The sequence below is a fragment of the Halovulum marinum genome (assembly GCF_009697225.1).
Classification (GTDB): domain Bacteria; phylum Pseudomonadota; class Alphaproteobacteria; order Rhodobacterales; family Rhodobacteraceae; genus Halovulum; species Halovulum marinum.
The window spans coordinates 14,662-36,806 of record NZ_WIND01000021.1 but is presented as its reverse complement, the minus strand read 5'-3'; the positions used below and the strand labels follow the sequence as shown (position 1 = coordinate 36,806).

Sequence of the window (22,145 nt, the reverse complement as noted above, 5' to 3'; positions counted from 1 at the left end):
GCTGCGCCGGAGACGACAAACTTGCAATCCCGTTGGCATTTTGGTCATATCAAACTTGCGCAAAACCAGTGAGGACACCTGCATGACGCCGCATTCCCCCGCCCGCCCGCGCCGCGATTCGATCAGCGCCGGACCGATCGCCGCGGCGGGCCGCCGATGACCGGCTCGTTCGACCACATCGTCGTCGGCGGCGGGTCCGCCGGCTGCGTCGCCGCCGGCCGGCTGGCCGCCGACAGCGGCGCGCGGGTGCTGCTGCTGGAGGCCGGGCATTCCCACCGCCACCCGCTGCTCGACATGCCGCCGGGGATCTTCAAGATGATCAACGGCTCGAAGTTCATGCGCTATCACCGCACCACGCCGCAGGCGCACCTTGACGGGCGGGTGCACGACATCCCCCAGGGGCATGTGCTGGGCGGCGGCAGCTCGGTCAACGCGCAGGTCTACATGCGCGGCCGGCCCGCGGACTACGACGCCTGGAACGCGGCCCTGCACGGCAGCAACGATCCGCTCGGCTGGGGCTGGGACGACGTGCTGCCGCACTTCCGCCGGATGGAGGGCAACGACCGGCTGGCGAACGATCTGCACGGCACCGACGGGCCGGTGCTGGTGTCCGATCCGGGGCATGTGGACGATCTGTCGCGCTGGTTCGTGCAGGCGGTGCAGACGCTGGGCGAGCCGTTCAACCCCGATTTCAACGGCCCGACGCAGCGCGGCGTCGGCTTCTACCAGTTCACCAACCGGCGCGGCAAACGCTGCTCCGCCGCCTATGCCTATGTCGAGCCGCAGGCCCGCAACCCGAACCTGACGGTCCGCCTGGGCGCCGAGGTCGCGCGCATCATCATCGAGAACGGCCGCGCCGCCGGAGTGGTCTACCGCGACCGGCACGGGGTGCACGAGGTGCGGGCCGAAGGCGAGGTGATCCTCGCCGCGGGCGCGCTGGTCACGCCGAAGCTGCTGATGCTGTCCGGGCTCGGCCCGGCGGCGCAGCTGCGCGCGCACGACATCGCCGTCGCGGCGGACCTGCCCGGCGTCGGGCAGAACCTGATCGACCACCCCGAGGTGCCGATCACCGCATACGCGACCGGCCGCTTCGGCTATTACCGGCAGGGCGTCGGCTGGCGCATGCTGCGCAACGGGCTGCATTTCAAGCTGTTCGGCGCCGGGCCGGTGACCTCGGCCGGGGTCGAGGCGGGCGCCTTCGTCAACCCCGAGGATCCGGCGGCGCCGCCCAGCATCCAGGCGTTCTGCGTGCCGATCGTCTATCTCGACCGGGACGCGCTGGACGCGCTGCGCGACGACTACGGGCTGACGATCACCACCGTCGTCGTCAAGCCGAAGTCGCGCGGCGAGGTGCGGCTGGCCTCGGCCGATCCGGCGGCCATGCCGCTGGTCTCGCCCAACCTGCTGAAGCATCCCGACGACATGGCGACGATGATCGCCGGGCAGCGCTTCTTCCTGCGCGCCTTCGCCGCCGGTCCGCTGGCGCGGCGCGTCGCGCGCGTGGTGCTGCCGCAGGACGGCGACGACAGCGACGAGGCGCTGCGCGCCCACTGCAAGCGGTTCGCGAAGACGAACTACCACCCGGCGGGCACCGCGCGCATGGGCGCGGAGGGCGATGCGATGGCGGTGCTGGATTCGCGGCTGCGGGTCCGCGGCGTCGACAACCTGCGGGTCTGCGACATGGCGGCCGTGCCCGACATCGTCGCCGGCAACACCAACTCGGCCGCGATGATGCTGGGCGACCGCTGCGCCGACCTGGTGATGGGCGCCTGAACCGGCGGCGGCGGGGCGGACTCGCGGGGCGCGTCAGATGCCGGCGTACCACTCGTAGCGGCTCAGGTCCTCCCAGAAGCCGCCGCGCCCCCGGCCGATGCCGGACAGCGTCGCCACCGCCTCGACCCGCATGACGAACTTGGCGTGCTTGTAGCCCAGTTGCCGCTCCACCCGCAGCCGCACCGGCGCGCCGTGCGCCCTGGGCAGCGGGGCGCCGTTCATGCCGTAGGCCAGGATCGTCTGCGGATGGAAGGCGTCCGCCAGGTCGATGCTTTCGTAGTAGTCGGTGCCGAACACGCTGTCGGCGCAGTGAAACACGATGAACCGGGCCTGCGGCAGAAGCCCGGCCCGGTCCAGCACCTGCCCCAGCGGCACTCCGGTCCACTGCCCGACGCAGCTCCAGCCCTCGACGCAGTCGTGGCGGGTGATCTGGCTGCGTGCGGGCATGGCCCGAAGCTCGTCCAGCGTGAACGCCGACGGCCGGGCCACCAGCCCGTCCACCGTCAGCCGCCAGGCGGCGAAGCCGGACTTCTCGTGCGCGACATAGGTCTTGTCGGTCGGCTCGGTGTTGCCGTTGGTCCGGAACACCGGCGAGACGTCCTCGGGCCGGTACTCGCGGGCCAGCGCGTCGCCGATCAGCAGCCGGTGCACCCGGTAGTTCAGCCATTCGCCCAGCGACAGGAAGTTGTCCTGGAACGCCGCGCTCGCGCCGAGACGGTCGCAGCCCGCCAGCGTGGCCGGCGCCGCCGCCGCCGCGCCGGCCAGCAGCCGGCGGCGGGTCAGCAGCCGGCGGCTCACCGGCCCCGCTCCTTCGGCAGCCGGTAGCCGCCGGTGATCATCGAGCGAAGATGGTTCAGCGGGCCGGACAGCAGGATCATGAGGATGTGCACCAGGAAGAACAGGACCAGGAGGACGGCGACGATGAAGTGCACCGACCGCGCCGACTGGCGCCCGCCGAACAGGTCGAGCAGCCACGGCCACGCGGCGACGATGCCGGGCGACATCGCCAGCCCGGTCAGGATCATCACCGGGATCAGCACCACGATCACGGCAAGGTACGACAGCTTCTGCAGCACGTTGTAGCGGATCGCCTCGGCGCCGCGGGGGAACCGGAGCATGGCGTGATCGCGGCAGCACCCGAGCAGGTGCCGGGGCGCCATCTCGCGCCGGCCGGGCAGCAGCGCGCGCAGGTGGCCGTTGACCAGGCTGGCGACAAGGAACGCGCCGAGCCCGAGCGCGAACAGCCAGCCGAAGGTCAGGTGCCAGCGCCGGGCGATCGCGAGGTTCGAGTTCGACGGCAGGATCGACCATTCGGGGAACGCCCAGCGGCGCATCTCGCCCTTTTCGTTGGCCCAGTAGCCGAGAACGCCGGTGGTCTCGACGGTGCGCTCGCCGATCTGCAGATAACCGGCGTCGCCGACCGACCCGACCAGCAGCCACGCGTCCTCGGGGTAGGCGCCGTCGGTGCCCCAGTACAGCATCGGATGCGCGTTGAAGATCGCCAGCCCGCTGGCGAGCAGGATCAGCAGGGCGGCGAAGTTGATCCAGTGCCACAGCCGCGTCGCGGCGTGATGACGGCGCACGACATCGCCGCCGACCGGTCCGGCGCGGGGTACGGTGCTGCCTTGCTCGGCCATGGTGTCCTTCACCGCTTGAGCATTCTCTGGGCAATCCGCGGCGGACGTGCGATCCGCCTGCGGACGCAGTCTAACCGAGGAACCGCTATCGCCGGCGTCACAGCGGTTCACGAATTTCGGAGCCGGACCCGCCCCGCGCCCGGCCGCCACGGGGCCCGGCGGCCGCCGCCAGGCGGTGCGGAAATCGGCAGCGTTGATTTCCGCACCGAAAGTGAGTAGATGCCCAGATCTGCAAAATCAGGTCGCGGGACGTGCCAGCCTTGCCGGGCGCCACGTCCCCCGGCGACTCCCCGCGCGGCACGTTCCGCACGCCGCGCGCCGGGAACAGCAACAGCGACGGGATCCCGATGGCCAACCACCTGCACCAACGCGACCTGCCGGACGGGCTGGATCTGGGACCGATCGTCGCGATCGACACCGAGACGATGGGCCTGAACCCGCACCGCGACCGGCTGTGCGTGGTGCAGCTGTCCGACGGGAACGGCGACGCGCATGTGGTACAGATCCACCAGGACCAGACCGAGGCGCCGAACCTGACGCGGATGCTGACCGATCCGCGAGTGCTGAAGCTGTTCCATTTCGGCCGCTTCGACATCGCCGTGCTGCTGCACCGGTTCGGCGTGGTGACGGCGCCGGTCTACTGCACCAAGATCGCCTCGAAGCTGGTGCGCACCTATACCGACCGGCACGGCCTGAAGAACCTGGTGCAGGAACTGGCGGGGGTCGATCTGTCGAAGCAGCAGCAGTCTTCGGACTGGGGCGCGCGCGAGCTGACCGAGGCGCAGATCGAATACGCCGCCTCGGACGTGCTGTACCTGCACCGGGTGCGCGAGGCGCTTGAGGCGCGGCTGACGCGCGAGGGCCGCACCGCGATCGCCCGCGCCTGTTTCGACTTCCTGCCGCACCGTGCCGCGCTGGACCTGGCCGGCTGGGCCGACGCCGACATCTTCGCGCACTGATGGGGGTCGCCGTGGATCGCAGCGCCGACGCAGAGACCGCCTTCATCGCCAGCGGCCGCCGGGTGCTGCAGCTCGAGGCCTCCGCGGTCGCGCTGATGGCCGAGACGCTGGACGGCAGCTTTGCCCGCGCCGTCACCATGATGCTGTCGATCGACGGCCGGATCATCGTCAGCGGCATGGGCAAGTCAGGGCATATCGCGCGCAAGATGGCGGCGACCTTCGCCTCGACCGGGACGCCGGCGCTGTTCGTGCATCCGGCCGAAGCCAGCCACGGCGACATGGGCATGATCACCCGGCACGACCTTGTGCTGCTGCTGTCGAACTCGGGCGAGACGCCCGAGCTGGCCGACCTGATCGCCTATACCCGGCGCATCGGCATCCCGATGATCGGCATCGCCTCGAACGCGGGCAGCACGCTGATCCGCAAGGCCGACCACGGCATCGTCCTGCCCGCCGCCGCCGAGGCCTGCCCGAACGGCCTGGCGCCGACCACCTCGACCACGCTGACGCTGGCGCTGGGCGATGCGCTGGCGGTGGCGATGATGGAGCAGCGCAGCTTCACCCCCGAGAATTTCCGCGAGTTCCACCCCGGCGGCAAGCTGGGCGCGCTGGTGTCCAGCGTCGCCGACCTGATGCACGGCCGCGACGAGCTGCCGCTGGTCGGCCCGGACGCGCCGATGTCCGAGGCGCTGCTGGAAATCTCCTCGCGCGGGTTCGGTGTCGCCGGGGTGGTCGACGGCGGCGGCGCGCTGATCGGCGTGATCACCGACGGCGACCTGCGGCGCAACATGGCCGACCTGATGACCCGCTCGGCGGCGCAGGTGATGACGCCCGGCCCGAAGACGGTGCGCCCCGACCTGCTGGCCAGCGAGGCGCTGGCGCGGATGAACCGCGACAAGATCACCACGCTGTTCGTGGTCGACGCGGGCGACCGCGTGCCGCAGGGCATCCTGCACATCCACGACTGCCTGCGGGCGGGACTTGGCTGAGACGCCGCCTCCGCGCGCCCGCCGCTCGGCCCGGTCGCGGGTCGTGGCGCTGCTGAAGGTCGCGCTGCCGGCGGCGGCGCTGGTGCTTCTGGGGCTGGTCCTGCTGTGGGATACCGACCGCAACGCCGGCGTCGGGCTGGTATTCGACGACGCCGATCTGGACGCGCTGCGCACCGGGCTGCGGATCACGCGGCCGCAGTTCTCGGGCACCAGCCTCGAGGGCGACGTCTACGACTTCCGCGCCCAGACGGTCGAGCCGCGCGATCTGGAGATGACCATCGCCGACGTCGAGCAGCTGGCGGGCCGGGTCACCTATCGCGACGGCGCGGTGATCGAGCTGCGCTCGGAGCGCGCCCGGCTGGACATCCCCGAGCGCCGCGTGGTGCTGGAGACCGGCATCGACATCCGCACCTCGGACGGCTACGCGGCGCAGGCCGAGCTGGTCGAGATCGACATCGCCACCAGCACGCTGGAGGCCACCGGGCCGATCGTGGCGTCCGGCCCGCCGGGGCGGATCGAGGCCGCCGCGCTGAGCATGATGCCGGCCGCGAACGCCGGCGGCGCCGGGTTCGACAACGAGGTGTTGATGCGCTTTACCGGAGGCGTCAAGGTGACCTACATCCCGCAGCCGGAGGACCGACCGGAATGAACACGCGCTTCCTGCCCCTCGCCGTGGCGGCCTGGATCGGCTCGGCCGCGGTGGCCGGCGCGCAGGCGACGGTGCCGTTCGGCGGCTTCGCGCACGATTCCTCGCAGCAGGTCGAGATCAGCGCCGAGAGCCTGACCGTGGACCAGAGCGCGGGCTCGGTGGTGTTCGAGGGCGAGGTGCTGGTCGGCCAGGGCACGATGCGCATGTCCGCCGACCGCATCACCGTGTTCTATTCCGGCAGCGGCCGCTCCGGCGACGTCACCCGGATGGAGGCAGAGGGCAGCGTCACCCTGACCAACGGCGCCGAGGCCGCCGAGGCGCAGGCCGCCGCCTACGACGTCGCCGGCGCGCTGATCACCATGACCGGCGACGTGCTGCTGACCCAAGGCGAGAACGCGCTTTCCGGCCAGGAGCTGGAAATCGACCTGGACACCGGCACCGCGCGGATGAAGGGGCGGGTGCAGACCATCCTGCAGCCCGAGACGCGGCAGTGAGCGCGCCGCTGGAACTGCGCGACGGCGGCGGCGGGCTGGAAGTCCATCACCTCGGCAAGAGCTACCGCAAACGTCCGGTGCTGCGCGACGTGTCGCTGAAGGTCCACCGCGGCGAGGTGGTGGCGCTGCTGGGTCCGAACGGCGCCGGCAAGACCACCTGCTTCTACGCCATCGGCGGGCTGGTCGCGCCGGACCGCGGCATCGTGCTGCTGGACGGCGAGGACGTCACCGCGCTGCCGATGTTCCGGCGCGCCCGCAAGGGCATCGGCTATCTGCCGCAGGAGGCGTCGATCTTCCGCGGCCTGACCGTCGAGCAGAACATCCGTGCGGTGCTGGAGCTGCACGAGCCGGTTCGCTCGAAGCAGCGCCGGCAGCTGGACGAGCTGCTGGGCGAGTTCTCGATCACCCACCTGCGCCGGGCCCCCGCGATCGCGCTGTCGGGCGGCGAGCGGCGCCGGGTCGAGATCGCCCGCTGCCTGGCCAGCAGGCCCAGCTTCGTGCTGCTCGACGAGCCGTTCGCCGGGGTCGACCCGATCGCGGTGGGCGAGATCCGCGCGCTGGTGGCGCAGCTGAAGACCCGCGGGCTGGGGGTGCTGATCACGGACCATAACGTGCGCGAGACACTGGAAATCGTCGATCGCGCCTATATCTTGCATGACGGAAGCGTGATGATGAGCGGCACGCCACAACAGGTTGTGCAGGACGACAATGTTCGCCGTGTATATCTGGGGGACGGCTTCCGGATCTGACGTCGCAAAACCGTTGCGTGCCGCCCGACCGCCGCTTACCCTGCGGGCATGGTCTCTGCACGAACCATATCTTCATCACATTCCGCTGGCGTCAGGAGCCGGGACCACCGCGCATCGCGGGCGCGGTTTCCGGATCCGAAAGGCCCGGCCAACCGGCCCAAAAAGACCGCAGAACACCGAATCGGACGCCAAGTCGACGGATCAAAGGGAGTCGCCATGCAGATACAGGTCAACGGCAAGCAGCTGGACGTGGGGGATGCCCTGACCACCCATGTCAACGATCGGCTCAGCGAAGTGGTCGGCAAATATGCCGGCCGTCCCGTCGAGGCGGCTGTGACCTTCTCGAAGATCGCGCACGAGTTCTGCTGCGACGCCTCGGTGCACCTGTCCACCGGGATGACGGCGCAGGCACGCTCGCGGGCGAACGACATCTACGACTGTTTCGACGGCGCGCTGGAGCGCATGGACAAGCAGCTGCGCCGCTACAAGCGCCGGCTGAAGGATCATCACCAGAAACGACAGAACCCCATTGAGTTCATGGAGGCCTCGTCGTATATCCTCCAACCCGGCGCCGAGGAATTCGAGGAAGAGGACGAGCCCGAATCCCTGCAGCCGGTCATCGTGGCCGAAATGGAGACCAGGGTTCAGTCCCTTTCCGTGGGAGAGGCCGTGATGCAGATGGAACTCGCCGGTGCGCCGCTGCTTGTCTTCCGCAACGACTCGCATGGCGGCGTGAACGTCGTGTACCGGCGCGACGATGGCAACATCGGCTGGGTCGATCCGCGCAACGCGGCCTCGGCCTGACGTCAGAACAGGAGCAATCCAGGACATGGATATTACCGATATCCTCGATCCGGAGGCGGTGATCTCGCCGCTGCGTGTGCAGAGCAAGAAACGGCTGTTTCAGGACATCGCACAGGCAGCGGCGGCTCGACTGTCACTGGACGAGAACACGGTGCTGACCACCCTGCTGGAGCGCGAGAGCCTGGGCCCGACCGGTGTCGGCCGCGGGGTCGCGATCCCGCACGGGCGGGTCGAGGGCATCAGCCGCGTGACCGGGCTGTTCTTCAAGCTGGACACGCCGATCCCCTTCGACTCGGTCGACCGCAAGCCGGTCGATCTGGTGTTCGTGCTGCTGGCGCCGCTGGATTCCGGCGCCGAGCACCTCAAGGCGCTGGCGCGGGTATCGCGCCTGCTGCGCGACGACCAGACCTGCGCCAAGATCCGCTCCACACCGGATGCGCAGGCGATCTTTGCGATCATGACCGCTGACGAGGCCTCTCAGGCTGCCTGAGAGGCCGCACTATCCGCGGCCGTCCGGGGCCACGCGCCGGGCCGGCCGCACATAGCCGCGGCGCGGGAACTTCTGACAAGACGGATCGCGGCCCCATGCAGGGGCGGCGCGCGGCGATGGCGCCACGCGCCGGTCAGGTCTTGCGCTGCAGTGCCCGGGTCAGGCGGTCATAGCGGGTGACTTCGGCCGCCAGTTCCGCCACCGCGCCGGGGCAGCCCGGCGCATCGGCCAGATCGGCCAGAAACGGACCGAAATCCGCCGGCAGGCGCGCGCCCGAGAACACCGGCGCGCGGCGCAGCGGCTCGGGCATGTGCCGGGTCAGGCGGTCCGACAGCGCGACCCCGCCGCGCAGCACCTCGCACAGCGACACGCTCACCACCCGGTCGGGCTGCGCCACCGCGCCGAACTCCTGCGTCACGCGGCGCTCCCGCGTCAGGCAGCCGGGCAATTCCCGAGCCAGCGCGGCGCGATCCGCGCGCCACAGATCGCACAATCTGAGCAGCCAGCCATCCGACAGGCGCAGGATGTTCGCGTGCGGATCGCGCAGGAAGAAGCCGTTCATCACCGAGTTGGCGGCGAAGTCGTGCAGCATCACCTGCGTCCGCGGCCGCTCGGCCCAGACCAGCTTGGACAGGAAATGCGCCGGCTTGTGGTCGCGGATCCGCGGGTTGGCGGACAGGTTTCCGGTGAACACCTCGGCGCCGTCGGCGAATTCCGCCGGGCCGGGGCCGAACAGGCGGCCGTGGGCGACGACGCCGGGCAGGGCGTTCAGCTCGTCGCGCAGATGCAGGAATGCCCGCTCGATCCCGTCGATCACGACATAGGGGCGCGCGGTCTCGTACTGCCCCGCCTGCCGCCGGCCGGAATGCCGGCCGTGGCCGACCAGCCCGGGCCGGCCGTGGACATGCAGCCGCCGCGCCCGCTCGAACCGCCGCAGCAGCCGGCTGTTGTCCGGCACGCCCGGCAGCAGCTCGTGCAGCCCGGGATTGAGGAACGTCTGGTACAGCCGGTTCGCGCCGCGCCAGACCTTGCGCGCAAAAAAGCCCTCGGCCTGCAGCAGCAACTCGAGGTGGTCGTCGTAGAACACATAGGGCTTGCCCTGCGGATCGAAGCGCACGAAGGTCAGCGGCGCGCTGGTGATCCGGTGCGAATGCCGGCCGGCGAGCGACTGGAAGAAGCTTTCGTCGGGAATCCAGGTCCTGCGGAAGAAGCGGCAGTACTCCGGCAGGTGCGGGTCGGTCATGATCGCCTGCAGGGTCTGCCGGCTCAGGCACCACCATTGCGAGCCGATCCGCGGCTCCAGCCCCCGCGGCATCGGCCGTTTCACCCGCAGCAGGCGCTGCAGTTCGACATTGCGGTCGAACAGCCAGCGGTAGCGCCGCCAGGGCAGCGGGTGGTACAGGCTGAAACGCTCGTGCGAGAGACCGTCGACCACCCAGGCGTCCTCGGCCACCGGCACGGATTCGATGAAATCGACCCCCTGGTGCCGGTTCAGATGCTCGGCCAGCGCCTCGACCGGCTTGATCGGCAGGCACGAACCGGACAGCTGGCAGACATGGGTGATCCCGGGCCAGCGGTCGAGCAGCAGGCGCACCGCGTCGAGGCTGGCATCGACCAGGCTGAAGGTGCCCCAGTGGCAGCGCCGGCGCGGCACGAACACCACGTTGGGGTGCTCCAGCAGCAGCCCGTTGAGGATCTGCATGTCGCCGCGCTGAACCCGGGCGTCGAGGTGCAGCGCCACCCGGCAGCCGTGCCGCGCCATGTGCAGCGCAAGCTGGGCGGTGCGCCGCACCTGTTCGTGCGCCAGCAGGACGACCCCGATCATGCCCAGCTTCCCGGCGAGATGAGACCAAGATCCTCGAGCTGGCGCCAGCCCTCGTAGCGGGTCGAGCGCGGCGTCCACATCGCCAGCCCCTCGGACATCTTGTCGTCGTAGACGCGGTACTCGCGGCTGGCGGCGTAGTGCTGGCCGCGGTCGATCTCCTCGCGCGCCTTGTGGCCGAACAGCTCCAGGAACTTGGCGTGCAGCAGGACCCCGCAGGCACGCTCGCCGCCGCGCTCGCAATAGACCTGGTTCAGGCCGCGCGGCATCAGCGTGTGGGTGGACGAGCGATAGACCATGCCCCGCCGCCAGCGCACCAGCGGCACCTTGTTCAGCGCCGGCCCCAGCTCGGGCGCCCCGGCGAAGAACACGCGCTGGCGCGGGCCGCCCTGGATCCACAGGTCGCGGTACTTGCCGTTGCGGTCAAAGGAATAGTTCGCCGCGTCGAACCATTCCAGGGTGCGGAACGGATCGTCGCCCTCGGCATAGGCGGTCTCGGCGATCGGCCCGTCGGAGTACATGTCCAGCAGCAGCGTGCCGAAGCTGGTGTGCCTGCAACTGTCCAGCCAGTCGGTCAGCGCCGGCAGCGGCCGGGTGTCGTGGTAGGGGTAGACCAGGAACTCGTCGACATCGACGGTCAGCACCCAGTGACCGTGGCCGTGGCGGCTGAGCAGCCCGTTGATCCAGTCGACGCCGTAGCGCGCCCGCTTGTAGCTGGCGCCGGTGTGCCAGACGCTGACGTCGGCTTGCGCGGCAAGGAAGGCGCCGCTGCCGTCGGTGCTGTCGTTGTCGACGATCAGGAAATGGTCGACCCCGAGCCTGCGGTAATAGTCGAGGAAGTACGGCAGGCGCACCCGCTCGTTGCGGACGGTGGCGAACAGCAGGATGTCGCGCGGCCGGATCTGCGCGCTGCGGTCGGCGCGGCGGCGCAGCGCCACCTGGCTGCGCAGGCCCCGAAGCAGCAGCTGCGTCCGCTCCCAGCGGAGCATGGCACGGTTGTATTGCCTTACCAGTCCCATCGGTTCAGCCGACCTGCCCCCTCTCGCGCCTGATCGCCGCCATTCGGTCGAACACTGACGCGAAATGCGTTTCCCATTTCGGAACGGAGACCTGCCCGGGTTCGTGACGCTCGCCTTTTTGCGTCGCAGAAAGTACCGCATGTTTCCAGCCGGGTCCATCCAGCGGGTCCAGGTAGGTCGGAATTCCGCCGGCAAGCTCGCGGTAGACCGGCAGGTCGGCGCAGATCGCCGGCACGCCCATCTGCAGCGCCTCGGCCAGCGGAAAGCCGTAGCCCTCGGCGAACGAGGGGAACAGCAGCGCCCGCGCCGCGCCCAGCCGCGCCGCCAGCGCGTCGTCGGGCAGGAAGCCGTGCTCGAACACGAAGCGGTTCATGAACGGCGCCCGGTCCAGGATCGCGGTGATGTTCTGGTTCTCCCAGCCGCGGCGGCCGATCACGTGCAGGTGCGGCACCTGCGCCTCCGGCAGTTCCTCGGCCAGCTGGCGCCAGACCGACAGCAGCAGCAGGTGGTTCTTGCGCGGCTCGATCGTGCCCAGCACCACGAACGAGGGGTGCGTGCCGTCGGCGCGCGGCGGCATGCGGTCGGGCGCCAGCGGATCGACCCCCAGCAGCGCCGTGACCGTGTCCGGCACCCGGCCGGGCAGGCGGCGCAGGGTGCGCCGCGCGGTGTCGTCGGAGTTGAAGATCAGCAGATCGGCCTCGGCGGCGACCTGCTCCAGCATCGCCCGGAACCGCTCCGGCACGCCGGGGCGGGCGAACTCGGGGAAATCCAGCGGGATCACGTCGTGGATCATAACCGCCAGCGTCGCGCAGCCGGCGCTGCGCAGGCAGGACAGCACCCGCGGCTCCAGGTGCAGGTGACCGACGTTGACGCAGGTGAAGCCGGACCGCAGGTGCCCGCCCAGCATCGCCGCCGCCCGCCCGTGCCGCGCCCAGCCCAGCGCCAGCCGGCGCACCGCGCTTTCCGCGCGCCGCCGCGCCGGGCTCTGCCGCCGCGCCGCCAGCCCCAGCGCGTCGGGCGCGGGCAGGGTGCCCGGGGCGTCGGTATGGGCCAGCAGCGCGGTCATGCCGCGCGCGTCCAGCAGCGCCATGCCGCCCAGCACCCGGGTCAGGAAGAACACGCGCCCGCCGCGGGCCAGCAGGTGGCGCACATAGGCGCGCTCGACCCGGTCGACGCCGGTATCCCCGCCCGCGCCGAAGCGCGAGACGGTGCGGCTGACATCCAGCACGATGTCCGGGCGGCCGGGGTCCGGGCTGCCGGGCTCCGGGCTGCCGGGCTCCGGGCTGTCGGGCCGCATCAGCACCGTCAGGCGCTGTAGCCGGGCATCTGGTGCCAGCCCCACGCGTCCGAGATCATGGTGCGCAGGTCGGACCGCTGCGGCCGCCAGCCCAGCACCGCCTCGGCCAGCCGGCTGCCCGAGACCAGCGCGGTGCAGTCGCCGGGGCGGCGCGCGCCCTCGACCACCGGCACCGGCGCGTCGGTGACGTCGCCCACGGCGTCGATCACCTCGCGCACCGAGAAGCCGCGCCCGGTGCCGAGGTTGAACACGCCGCCGTCGCCGCCCGCCAGCAGATGTTCCAGCCCGCGGACATGGGCGTCGACCAGATCCAGCACATGGACGTAGTCGCGGATGCAGGTGCCGTCCGGGGTCCGGTAGTCGGTGCCGAAAATCGTCAGATGCTCGCGCCGGCCGCGCACCGCGTCCAGCGCCAGCGGGATCAGGTGCGTCTCGGGGCGGTGGCACTCGCCGACCTGCCGGTCGGGGTCGGCGCCGGCGACGTTGAAGTAGCGGAACGCGACGTGGCGCAGGCCGGATTGCCGGCCGTAGTCGCGCAGCATGTCCTCGACCGCGCGCTTGGAGCCGCCGTAGGCGTTGATCGGCTGCTGCGCGCAGCCTTCGTCCAGCATCACCCCGTCCTGCTCGCCGTAGGTGGCGCAGGTGGACGAGAACACGAAGGCGTCGATGCCGGCGGCGGTGACCGCATCCAGCAGCGTCATCGAGCCGCAGACGTTGTTGCGCCAGTAGAGCGCCGGGTCGCGCATCGACTGGCCGACGTCGGACAGCGCCGCGAAGTGCATCACCGCCACCGGGCGATGCGCCGCCAGCACCGCGTCGAGGCGCGCGCGGTCCAGCAGGTCGCCCTGTTCGAACGGGCCGAACTTCACCGCCTGGGCCCACCCGGTGGACAGGTTGTCGTAGGTGACCGGATCATAGCCCGCCTCGGCCAGGCGCTTGCAGGCATGGCTTCCGATATAACCGGCGCCGCCGGTCACGAGAACGCTCTGCATGTTGTGCCTCTTTCGTTTCTTATCGCAGTCGGTGGTGCTCGGGGCCGCCGGCGCTGGGGTCGGCGGCCCGGATCGTCATTCCGCGGCCTGCGCGGTGACCGACAGGCCGTCGAGGTAGCCGCGGAATTCCTCGCCCAGCTCGGGATGCTGCAGGCCGAAGGCGACCGTGGCCTGCAGGAACCCGGCCTTCGAGCCGCAGTCGTAACGCCGGCCGGAAAAGCGGAAGCCGGTGACGTTGTCCGAGCTTTCGATCTCGGCGGCGATGGCGTCGGTCAGCTGGATCTCGCCGCCGGCGCCGCGGGTCATCTTGTTGAGATTGCGCAGCACCTGCGGGGTCAGGATGTAGCGGCCGATCACCGCCAGGTTCGACGGCGCGTCGGCCGGCTCCGGCTTCTCGACCATGCCGCCGACGCTGACCACGCGGCCCCGATCCTCGCGCACGTCGAGCACGCCGTAGGCCGAGGTCATCTCCTGCGGGACCTCCATCGCGGCGACCATGTTGCCGCCGCCGATCTCGTCATAGGCCTCGACCATCTGCGCCAGGCACGAGCGGTCGGCCTGGATCACGTCGTCGGGCAGCAGCACGGCGAAGGGTTCGTTGGCGATCAGCCGGCGGGCGCACCAGACCGCGTGGCCCAGGCCCAGCGCCTCGTGCTGGCGGACATAGGCGATGGCGCCGCTGCCCATGTTTGTCATCTTGAGCTTGTCCAGCAGCGCCTTCTTCTTCCGCTCGCGCAGCGACGCCTCCAGCTCGGGCGCGCGGTCGAAATAGTCTTCCAGTGCGGACTTGCCGCGCGAGGTGACGAAGATGAATTCGGTGATGCCGGCCTCGCGGGCCTCGTCGATGGCGTACTGGATCAGCGGGCGGTCGACCAGGGTCAGAATTTCCTTGGGAATCGACTTCGTAGCCGGCAGGAAGCGGGTCCCCAAGCCCGCCACCGGAAAGACTGCCTTGCGAACCTTGCGCGCCATGCCGTACGCCTCCTGAATTTCCCCAAAGGCCGCACGTCGCAGCCAGTCCCGTTGTGCGACATTTCCCATGCCGCGTACACCACATTTACCACACCACATAGGGCGGAAGTGGTAAACGGCAGGTAGACGCCGACCCCGGTTCATGCCGGGATCTCGATAGTCCCTCATTGCGGCGATCTTTCGGCGCGGGAGCCGGTTCAGCCGCGCTGAGCAGCGATCCGCGCGCGTTCGGCGCGCACCCGCGCCGCCGGGGTCGCGATGCGGCGCCGCCGCGTGCGCTCGGACTTGCCGAGCAGGCCGATGCGGTGGCGGAAGACGCCGTCGCCGCCGAACCGCACCGCCAGCGGCCGGGGCGTCGGCTCGACCAGGATCAGCGTGACCTCGTCGCCCCGCGCCGCGGCCTCGCGGGCGCGGGCGACGGCCGCGCCGCGGCGCACCGGCCCGCCCACCAGGCACACGCGCCGTCCCGAGGCGATCCGCGGCGCCGGCACGAAACCGCCTTCGGCGCAGTCCGCGAAACGGGCCGGGCCCGCCGTCCGGCAGGCGCCATCGGCGAACCCGTCCTCGAGGCCCTGCAGCAGACGCCGCATGGCCGGCCCGTCAAGCTGGCCGATCAGGTGATGCTGGCGCAGCCGACGGCGCTGCTCGGCGCGGAACTCGTCCAGCCGGGGAGCGATGTCCGCGGGCGCGGCGTGCCGGTTCAGGAAATGCGCCAGGCTGGCGCCGATCTCGAACAGCGAGGTCGGCACCCGGCGGCGGGTGCGCAGCGGCCCGGCGGCGAAGCCGTGGTGCACCTCGGCCAGCGGCACGATCGCCGCCGACCAGCCGGCCTGCGACAGGCGCAGGTTGACGTCGGCCTCGTCGAGGAAGAAGCGAAACGCCTCGTCGAAGCCGCCGATCCCGGTCAGCGCGGTCCGGCGGAAGGCGCAGTTGGTGCCCACGGTCTTCAGGAACCGCGCCGCGTCGGGGGCGAACACGGTCGGCGCTGCCGGGTCGACGGCCTGTGCGAAGTCCCGGCCGCAGCGGTCGAAGACGCTGCAGCGCCACTGGAAGCTGACGCCGTTGCGCCCGCGCACGAAGCCGCCCGCCGCGCCGATCGCCGGGTCGGCGAACGGCGCGCTCAGCGCGTCCAGCCAGCCGTACTCCGGCACCGCGTCGTCGTCGCAGAACGCCACGATCTCGCCGCGCGCGGCGGCGATGCCGAGGTTGCGCGCGCGCGAGAGGTTGGCCTCGTCGAAGCGGATCCAGCGCGGCGCCAGCCGGGTCGGCGGGCGGTCGGCCGGGGCCAGGTCCGACACCACGATCAGCTCGAACCGGTCGTGACGCTGGTACTCCAGCCCCTTCAGCGTGACCGCCAGCGACGCGGGCCGGCCGCGGCTGACGACGACGACGCTGACCGCCATGCGGTCGGTCATGCCTGCCCGAGGTCCCTCAGGATCGCCTCGATGCGCGCGACGTCGGCCGGGTTGTTCAGCTCCCAGAACGCGCGGCCGCGGGCCTCGACCTCGACGCAGGTCACCGGCACGCCGTTTTCCATGAAGCGCAGCTGCTCCAGCCCCTCCCAGCGCTCCAGCCGGCCCTCGGGCCAGCCGGCATAGGCTTTCAGCGCGGTGGGCCGGTAGGCATAGACGCCGACATGGTGGAACGCCGGCGTCCGCTCGCCCCTGGCGAACCGGCGGCCGGTGTAGGGGATCACTTCCTTGGAGAAGTACAGCGCGCGCCCGGCGTTGTCGAACACCGCGGTGGTGCCGCCGACCAGCCCGGCGCCGCGGTCGTCGAGGAAACTCGACAGCGCCTCGGCCTCCAGCCGCAGCACGGGCGTCGCGACCTGCGTCGCGGGCACCGCCATCGCCTCGACCAGCGCCGAGACGAACCAGGGCGGCGTCAGCGGCGCGTCGCCCTGCAGGTTGACGATCACCTCGCCGGCGCTGGGCGATAGTTCCTGCAGCGCGGCGGCGCAGCGCTCGGTGCCGTTGCGGCAGCTGTCCGGCGTCATCACCACCTCGGCGCCGAAACCGCTGGCGTGGCGGGCGATGCGGTCATCGTCTGTCGCCACCACGACGCGGCGCACGCCGGGGACCTGCACCGCCGCGTCCCAACTGCGGCGCAGCAGGCTGCGCGCCTGCCCGGTGGCGCCGGTCAGCTCGACCAGCGGCTTGCCGGGATAGCGGCTGGAGGCGTAGCGCGCCGGGATGACGATGGTCGCGGTCACCTGGCGGGCCTCAGGGTGACGCCGGGGGCGTAGGCGATGAAGAACGGGTTCTCGTAGCCCGGCTTGCCGTAGGTCAGCGGCGAGTGGTCGTCGAACCGGACCACCCTGCCGCCGGCGCCGTTCAGCACCGCGTGCCCGGCGGCGGTGTCCCATTCCATGGTGCGGCCCAGGCGCGGATAGAGGTCGGCCTCGCCAGCGGCGACCAGACAGAACTTCAGCGACGAGCCGGCGGCGGCCGAGTCGGCGACGCTGTAGCGGTTGATGTAGTCGTCGGTGGCGGCATCGCGGTGCGATTTCGACGCCACAACGATCAGCGCGCTTTCGTCGGGGGTGCGCACCTTCAGCGGCCGCGTCTCGCCCGGCGCATCAAGGCCGAACGGGCCGGTCTCCTCGACGGTGGCGCCGTCGGGCCGGGTGTAGAACAGGCGGTTCTTCGCCGGCGCGTAGACGACGCCGCGCACCGGCTGCCCGTCGGCCACATAGGCGATGTTCACGGTGAAGTCGCCGCGGCGCTTGACGAACTCCTTGGTGCCGTCCAGCGGGTCGACGATCAGGAAGCTGGCGGCGTCCAGCTTGTGGCTTTCGGCCTGCTCCTCGGTGATCACGGCGGTGTCGGGAAAGGCCTCGCGCAGGCCGGCGGCGATCAGCGCGTCGGCGGCCTCGTCGGCGGCGGTGACCGGGCTGTCGTCGGATTTCGCGCGCACGTCGAAGTCGTCGGCGTCGTAGATCTCCATGATCTTCGCCCCGGCCTCGAGCGCGAGCCGCCGCAGCACCGGCGTCAGCCGTTCCATGTCCATCGATCAATCCCCTGCTAGACGAGTCGCTGGATTACTAGCCACTCGCCGGACGGTTTGCAGCCCCAAACCGGATGCGGTAGCGTCCCGTTGACAATTTTGCCTGCAGGAAGGCGCATGAGCACCTCGCCCGAGAATCGCACGTCGCTGCTGATGGAGGCCTTCTTCTTCATCGAGCTGACGTTCTTCACCATCGTGCGGGAGATTCGCAGCGAGAGCGGCAACGCCGCGCTGGGCATCATCGGCGCCATCGCCCGCGTGCTGATGATGGTCGCGATCTTCTATGTCATGTACGAGGTGATCGGCCTGCGCGGCTCGATCATCCGCGGCGACACGATCCTGTTCCTGGTGACCGGCGTGCTGCTGTTCTTCATGCACAACAACGCCGTCCAGCGCACGGTGACCGCCGGCTCGGTGGTCTCGCCGATGATGCAGCACGCACCGATGACGCCGACGCTGATGATCGTGTCCTCGGCGCTGGCGGGGCTGTACCTGCACGTGCTGGCGATGGGGGTGATCCTGACCGGGCTCTACATCGCCAAAGGAGAGCTGGAACTGCACGATCCGGCGGCGCTGATCCTGCCGTTCTTCCTGGCCTGGGCCAGCGGCGTGGTGATCGGTCTGCTGTTCCTGCTGATCAAGCCGTTCGCGCCCACCGCGATGCGGATGGTCTCGACGATCTACCAGCGCGCCAACCTGATCACCAGCGGCAAGTTCTTCGTCGCCAACCTGCTGCCCAACGCGATGCTGCCCTATTTCGCCTGGAACCCGCTGTTCCATTCGATCGACCAGGCGCGCGGCGCCGCCTTCGTCAACTACTACCCCAACAAGACCTCGATCGATTACCCGCTGATGTTCGTCATCATCGGCCTTGTGGTGGGCATGATGGGCGAGTTCTGGCTGCGCAAGACCGTCAGCCGCTCGACCGCCGCAACCCACTAGGCCTGCCGGGACCGCGCAGCGCCGGCCGAAAGCCCCTGCGCGCCCAAGGCTGGCCCCGCGTCGGGCCCGCGTCGGCCCCGCGTCGGCCCCGCGTCGGCGGTGCGCCCGCGCGCGCCCGCCCGCCGACCGCTGCATTTTTTCGAACGCCCCAGCGCAAATATAGCAGCAGACAGCAACGCTCCGGCCTCCTAGGACCGAGGCAGCGGGGGCGGATGTGCGTCTCCGGCGTCGGTCAACAACACGAAGGGACACGCCAGATGAAAGCGAAACTGCTTGCGACGACGGGGCTGATCATGGCCATGGCGGGCACCGCCTCGGCCGAGATCAAGGTCGGCATCCTGCACAGCCTGTCGGGCACGATGGCGATCTCGGAGACGACGCTGAAGGACACCATGCTGCTGCTGATCGAGCAGCAGAACGCCAAGGGCGGGTTGCTGGGCGAAGAGATCGTGCCGGTGGTCGTCGACCCGGCCTCGGACTGGCCGCTGTTCGCCGAGAAGGCGCGCGAACTGCTGAGCGTGCAGGAGGTCGACGTGATCTTCGGCAACTGGACCTCGGTCAGCCGCAAGTCGGTGCTGCCGGTGATCGAGGAGCTGAACGGGCTGCTGTTCTACCCGGTCCAGTACGAGGGCGAGGAAAGCTCGAAGAACGTGTTCTACACCGGCGCCGCGCCGAACCAGCAGGCGATCCCGGCGACGGATTACTTCCTGGAAGAACTGGGCGTCGAGAAGTTCGCGCTGCTGGGCACCGATTACGTCTATCCGCGCACCACGAACCGCATTCTCGAGGCCTATCTGAAGGACAAGGGCATCGCCGCGGAGGACATCTTCGTCAACTACACGCCGTTCGGCCATTCCGACTGGTCCACGATCGTCTCGGACGTGGTCGCGCTGGGCGCGGACGGCAAGAAGGTCGGCGTCATCTCGACGATCAACGGCGACGCCAACGTCGGCTTCTACAAGGAACTGGCCGCCGCCGGCGTGTCCGCCGACGACATCCCCGTCGTCGCCTTTTCGGTCGGCGAGGAGGAACTTTCGGGCCTCGACACCACCAACCTCGTCGGCCACCTCGCCGCGTGGAACTACTTCCAGTCCGCCGAGAGCGCCGAGAACGACGAATGGGTCGCCGCGTGGAAAGCGAAGATGGGCGAAGACCGCGTGACCAATGACCCGATGGAAGCCCATGTCATCGGCTTCAACATGTGGGTGCAGGCGGTCGAGCAGGCCGGCACCACCGACGTCGACGCGGTGCGCGCGGCGATGTACGGCCAGACCTTCCCGAACCTGACCGGCGGCGTGGCCGAGATGCTGCCGAACCACCACCTGACCAAGCCGGTGCTGATCGGCGAGATCACCGAGGACGGCCAGTTCGACATCCTCAGCCAGACCGACCCGGTGCCGGGCGACGCCTGGACCGACTTCCTGCCCGAGTCGGCGATCCTGAAGTCGGATTGGAAGGATCTCGGCTGCGGCATGTACAACACCGAAACCGCGACCTGCGTGCAGCAGAAGTCGAACTACTGAGCCTGCGGGCCCGATCCCGGCGGCACGGGGCCTTGCGCCTCGTGCCGTCCATCCGTTCCGGGGGACATTCATGAGACTCATCCGAGCCATCGCGCTCGCCGCCTGCCTGCTGGTGCCGATCCAGGCGCTGGGGCAGGCCTCGCCCATTCAGGACCTGTTGCAGGAACATGGCGAGGTGATCGCCAAAAGCTCCCGCAAGACGATCCAGCCGGCCATCGACGCGCTGCGCGAAAGCGGTCTGCCCGCAGCGCAGACCGTGATGGAGCGCTGGCAGGAGAAGGACCTCTGGATCCGCGAGGCTGACGGCGCCTTCTTCTTCGTCGAGAAGGACGGCGATACCTACACGCTGCTGGACATCGCCACGGGCGAGCCCGCCGGCACCGCGGACAAGTCCGAGCTGAAGCAGCTGAAACCCAACAGCGGCATCCGCGGCCTGATCGGCGCGGCGCTGGTGCAGTTCCAGTTGCAGGACCCGAACCCGGCCAGCCGCCGCGCGGCGCTCGACGCCATCGCCCGCGACCCCGAGGCCAGTCATCTCGAGGCGCTGCGCGGCGCGATCGAGACCGAGCAGGACGCCGAAATTCGCGCCGCGAAAGAGCGGATGGAGCGTCTTCTGACCATCCCCTACGGCGATACAGATCAGGCCCGTGTCGCGGCGATCCGCAGCTTCGACGGCGATCTCGGCCTCGACGTGCGCGCGGCGCTGAACCCGTTGCTGGCGACCCGCACCGTGGTCGTCGAGGGCGACGCGCCCGAGGCGCTGAACGTCGCCCGCAAGCTGCGCCCCGGCGGCGAGGAACTGACCTTCGACGACGCCTACGAGCTGCTGGTGAGCAAGGACCTCGCGCCGCCCGCCGTTGACCGTACCGCCAAGCGCGTCGCGCTGGAGGCGAATGCCGAGAACGGGCTGGTGGCGGGCTTTGCCACGACCGACCTCGATACCTGGACCGAACGCAACCGTGCCTATGACGAGCTGGCCGCACGCGGCGTCGTGCCGGCCGATGTGCCGGTTGAAGCGCAGCAGGAGGCGGTCGGGGCGCACAGCTACTACCTCGCCTATGCCGAACCCTCGGCCGCGATCACCGACGCCGCGCGCCGCAGCCTGGCCAGCATCGAGACCGGGGTGATGGTCAGCCGGGGCATCGACATCACGCTCGATGCGCTGTCGCTCGCCTCGCTGTATTTCCTCGCCGCGATCGGCCTGGCGATCACCTTCGGGGTGATGCGGGTGATCAACATGGCGCATGGCGAGTTCATCATGATGGGCGCCTACACCGGCTACGTCGTGCAGCAGTTCGTGCCGAACTACACGCTTTCGCTGGTCGTCGCCCTGCCGCTGGCCTTCGCCGTCACCTTCGCCGCCGGCGTGGCGATGGAGCGGCTGGTGATCCGCTGGCTCTACAACCGGCCGCTGGAAACGCTGCTGGCGACCTTCGGCATCTCGATCGCGCTGCAGCAGCTGGCCAAGAACATCTTCGGCACCCAGGCGCGTCCGCTGACCGCGCCGGGCTGGCTGGACGGGGCGCTGGTGTTCAACGACGTGATCTCGATCAGCTACATCCGCATCGCGATCTTCGCGCTCGGCCTGATCTTCCTGGTGCTGCTGCTGTTCACGCTGAACCGCACCCGTCTGGGGCTGGAGGTTCGCGCCGTGACCCAGAACCCGCGCATGGCGGCGTCGATGGGCATCAACCCCGACAAGATCAACATGCTGACCTTCGGCCTCGGTTCCGGCATCGCCGGGATCGCCGGCGTCGCCATCGGCCTGTTCGCCAAGGTCACGTCGGAACTTGGCCAGGACTACATCGTGCAAAGCTTCATGACCGTCGTGGTCGGCGGTGTCGGCAACATCTGGGGCACGCTGGCCGGCGCCGCACTGATCGGCTTTTTCCAGAAGGGGATCGAGTGGTTCAACCCGTCGAACACGCTGGCGGCGCAGACCTTCATGATCGTCCTGATCATCATCTTCATCCAGTTCCGCCCGCGCGGGATCATCGCACTCAAAGGACGGGCGGCAGAGGCATGACC

At 70.0% G+C, this 22,145-nt stretch carries 21 protein-coding genes; 11 read left to right on the top strand and 10 right to left on the bottom strand.

Annotated features, from left to right (window positions below):
- Positions 1–156: 156 nt before the first annotated feature.
- Positions 157–1,773 carry a GMC family oxidoreductase gene (locus GE300_RS18495; protein ID WP_154448836.1) on the top strand — a complete coding sequence of 539 codons (1,617 nt, stop codon included), beginning with the start codon at positions 157–159 and terminating at the stop codon, positions 1,771–1,773.
- 33 nt (positions 1,774–1,806) lie between these two features.
- Here GE300_RS18495 and GE300_RS23750 read toward each other — a convergent pair whose 3' ends face one another.
- Positions 1,807–2,571, bottom strand: a complete 765-nt coding sequence (locus GE300_RS23750; protein WP_325063317.1) for a molybdopterin-binding protein — start codon at positions 2,569–2,571, stop codon at positions 1,807–1,809.
- Positions 2,568–3,410 (bottom strand): cytochrome b/b6 domain-containing protein, encoded by an 843-nt coding sequence (locus GE300_RS18485; RefSeq protein ID WP_154448874.1) that lies wholly within the window; start codon positions 3,408–3,410, stop codon positions 2,568–2,570. Before GE300_RS18485 ends, GE300_RS23750 begins: the two co-directional genes overlap by 4 nt.
- Positions 3,411–3,757: 347 nt before the next feature.
- On the opposite strand from GE300_RS18485, the gene GE300_RS18480 reads away from it, so the two are divergent.
- The 7 genes from GE300_RS18480 to ptsN all read left to right on the top strand — a co-directional run bounded on the left by GE300_RS18480 (position 3,758) and on the right by ptsN (position 8,544).
- Positions 3,758–4,369, top strand: coding sequence for a ribonuclease D (locus tag GE300_RS18480; RefSeq protein ID WP_154448834.1), 612 nt, complete (start codon positions 3,758–3,760; stop codon positions 4,367–4,369).
- A gap of 11 nt (positions 4,370–4,380) precedes the next feature.
- Positions 4,381–5,358 carry a KpsF/GutQ family sugar-phosphate isomerase gene (locus GE300_RS18475; protein WP_325063316.1) on the top strand — a complete coding sequence of 326 codons (978 nt, stop codon included), beginning with the start codon at positions 4,381–4,383 and terminating at the stop codon, positions 5,356–5,358.
- Positions 5,359–5,401: 43 nt separating this feature from the next.
- Entirely contained in the window at positions 5,402–6,007 is a 606-nt protein-coding gene (locus GE300_RS18470; protein WP_154448830.1) for a hypothetical protein, read from the top strand.
- Positions 6,004–6,501: a lipopolysaccharide transport periplasmic protein LptA gene (gene lptA, locus GE300_RS18465; protein WP_154448828.1), complete on the top strand. Its 498-nt coding sequence runs from the start codon at positions 6,004–6,006 to the stop codon at positions 6,499–6,501. Before GE300_RS18470 ends, lptA begins: the two co-directional genes overlap by 4 nt.
- On the top strand, positions 6,498–7,250 hold the full coding sequence (lptB, locus tag GE300_RS18460) for an LPS export ABC transporter ATP-binding protein (protein WP_325063315.1): 753 nt from the start codon (positions 6,498–6,500) through the stop codon (positions 7,248–7,250). The genes lptA and lptB overlap by 4 nt, the downstream gene beginning before the upstream one ends.
- Before the next feature lie 216 nt (positions 7,251–7,466).
- A complete protein-coding gene (gene hpf / locus GE300_RS18455) occupies positions 7,467–8,054 on the top strand; it encodes a ribosome hibernation-promoting factor, HPF/YfiA family (RefSeq protein ID WP_154448826.1) in 588 nt (195 codons plus the stop codon).
- A gap of 25 nt (positions 8,055–8,079) precedes the next feature.
- Positions 8,080–8,544 carry a PTS IIA-like nitrogen regulatory protein PtsN gene (gene ptsN / locus GE300_RS18450; RefSeq protein ID WP_154448823.1) on the top strand — a complete coding sequence of 155 codons (465 nt, stop codon included), beginning with the start codon at positions 8,080–8,082 and terminating at the stop codon, positions 8,542–8,544.
- 133 nt (positions 8,545–8,677) lie between these two features.
- Here ptsN and GE300_RS18445 read toward each other — a convergent pair whose 3' ends face one another.
- From GE300_RS18445 to cysQ, 8 genes are all read right to left on the bottom strand, one after another.
- Positions 8,678–10,369, bottom strand: a complete 1,692-nt coding sequence (locus tag GE300_RS18445) for a DUF5927 domain-containing protein (protein ID WP_154448821.1) — start codon at positions 10,367–10,369, stop codon at positions 8,678–8,680.
- Positions 10,366–11,385 (bottom strand): glycosyltransferase family 2 protein, encoded by a 1,020-nt coding sequence (locus GE300_RS18440; protein WP_154448819.1) that lies wholly within the window; start codon positions 11,383–11,385, stop codon positions 10,366–10,368. Before GE300_RS18440 ends, GE300_RS18445 begins: the two co-directional genes overlap by 4 nt.
- Before the next feature lie 4 nt (positions 11,386–11,389).
- On the bottom strand, positions 11,390–12,727 hold the full coding sequence (locus tag GE300_RS18435; RefSeq protein ID WP_154448817.1) for a glycosyltransferase: 1,338 nt from the start codon (positions 12,725–12,727) through the stop codon (positions 11,390–11,392).
- Positions 12,691–13,674 (bottom strand): UDP-glucose 4-epimerase GalE, encoded by a 984-nt coding sequence (gene galE, locus GE300_RS18430; RefSeq protein WP_154448815.1) that lies wholly within the window; start codon positions 13,672–13,674, stop codon positions 12,691–12,693. Before galE ends, GE300_RS18435 begins: the two co-directional genes overlap by 37 nt.
- Positions 13,675–13,749: 75 nt before the next feature.
- A complete protein-coding gene (gene galU / locus GE300_RS18425; RefSeq protein WP_154448813.1) occupies positions 13,750–14,646 on the bottom strand; it encodes a UTP--glucose-1-phosphate uridylyltransferase GalU in 897 nt (298 codons plus the stop codon).
- 197 nt (positions 14,647–14,843) lie between these two features.
- Positions 14,844–16,061 (bottom strand): glycosyltransferase family 2 protein, encoded by a 1,218-nt coding sequence (locus tag GE300_RS18420; protein WP_154448811.1) that lies wholly within the window; start codon positions 16,059–16,061, stop codon positions 14,844–14,846.
- Complete coding sequence (locus GE300_RS18415) at positions 16,058–16,858, bottom strand: 3-deoxy-manno-octulosonate cytidylyltransferase (RefSeq protein ID WP_325063314.1); 801 nt, start codon at positions 16,856–16,858, stop codon at positions 16,058–16,060. Before GE300_RS18415 ends, GE300_RS18420 begins: the two co-directional genes overlap by 4 nt.
- Positions 16,855–17,655: a 3'(2'),5'-bisphosphate nucleotidase CysQ gene (cysQ, locus tag GE300_RS18410; RefSeq protein WP_154448809.1), complete on the bottom strand. Its 801-nt coding sequence runs from the start codon at positions 17,653–17,655 to the stop codon at positions 16,855–16,857. Before cysQ ends, GE300_RS18415 begins: the two co-directional genes overlap by 4 nt.
- A gap of 114 nt (positions 17,656–17,769) precedes the next feature.
- On the opposite strand from cysQ, the gene GE300_RS18405 reads away from it, so the two are divergent.
- From GE300_RS18405 to urtB, 3 genes are all read left to right on the top strand, one after another.
- A complete protein-coding gene (locus GE300_RS18405; protein WP_154448807.1) occupies positions 17,770–18,594 on the top strand; it encodes an ABC transporter permease in 825 nt (274 codons plus the stop codon).
- 257 nt (positions 18,595–18,851) lie between these two features.
- Positions 18,852–20,117, top strand: coding sequence for an urea ABC transporter substrate-binding protein (gene urtA, locus GE300_RS18400; RefSeq protein ID WP_154448805.1), 1,266 nt, complete (start codon positions 18,852–18,854; stop codon positions 20,115–20,117).
- 70 nt (positions 20,118–20,187) lie between these two features.
- Positions 20,188–22,143, top strand: coding sequence for an urea ABC transporter permease subunit UrtB (gene urtB, locus GE300_RS18395; protein ID WP_154448803.1), 1,956 nt, complete (start codon positions 20,188–20,190; stop codon positions 22,141–22,143).
- Positions 22,144–22,145: the final 2 nt, after the last annotated feature.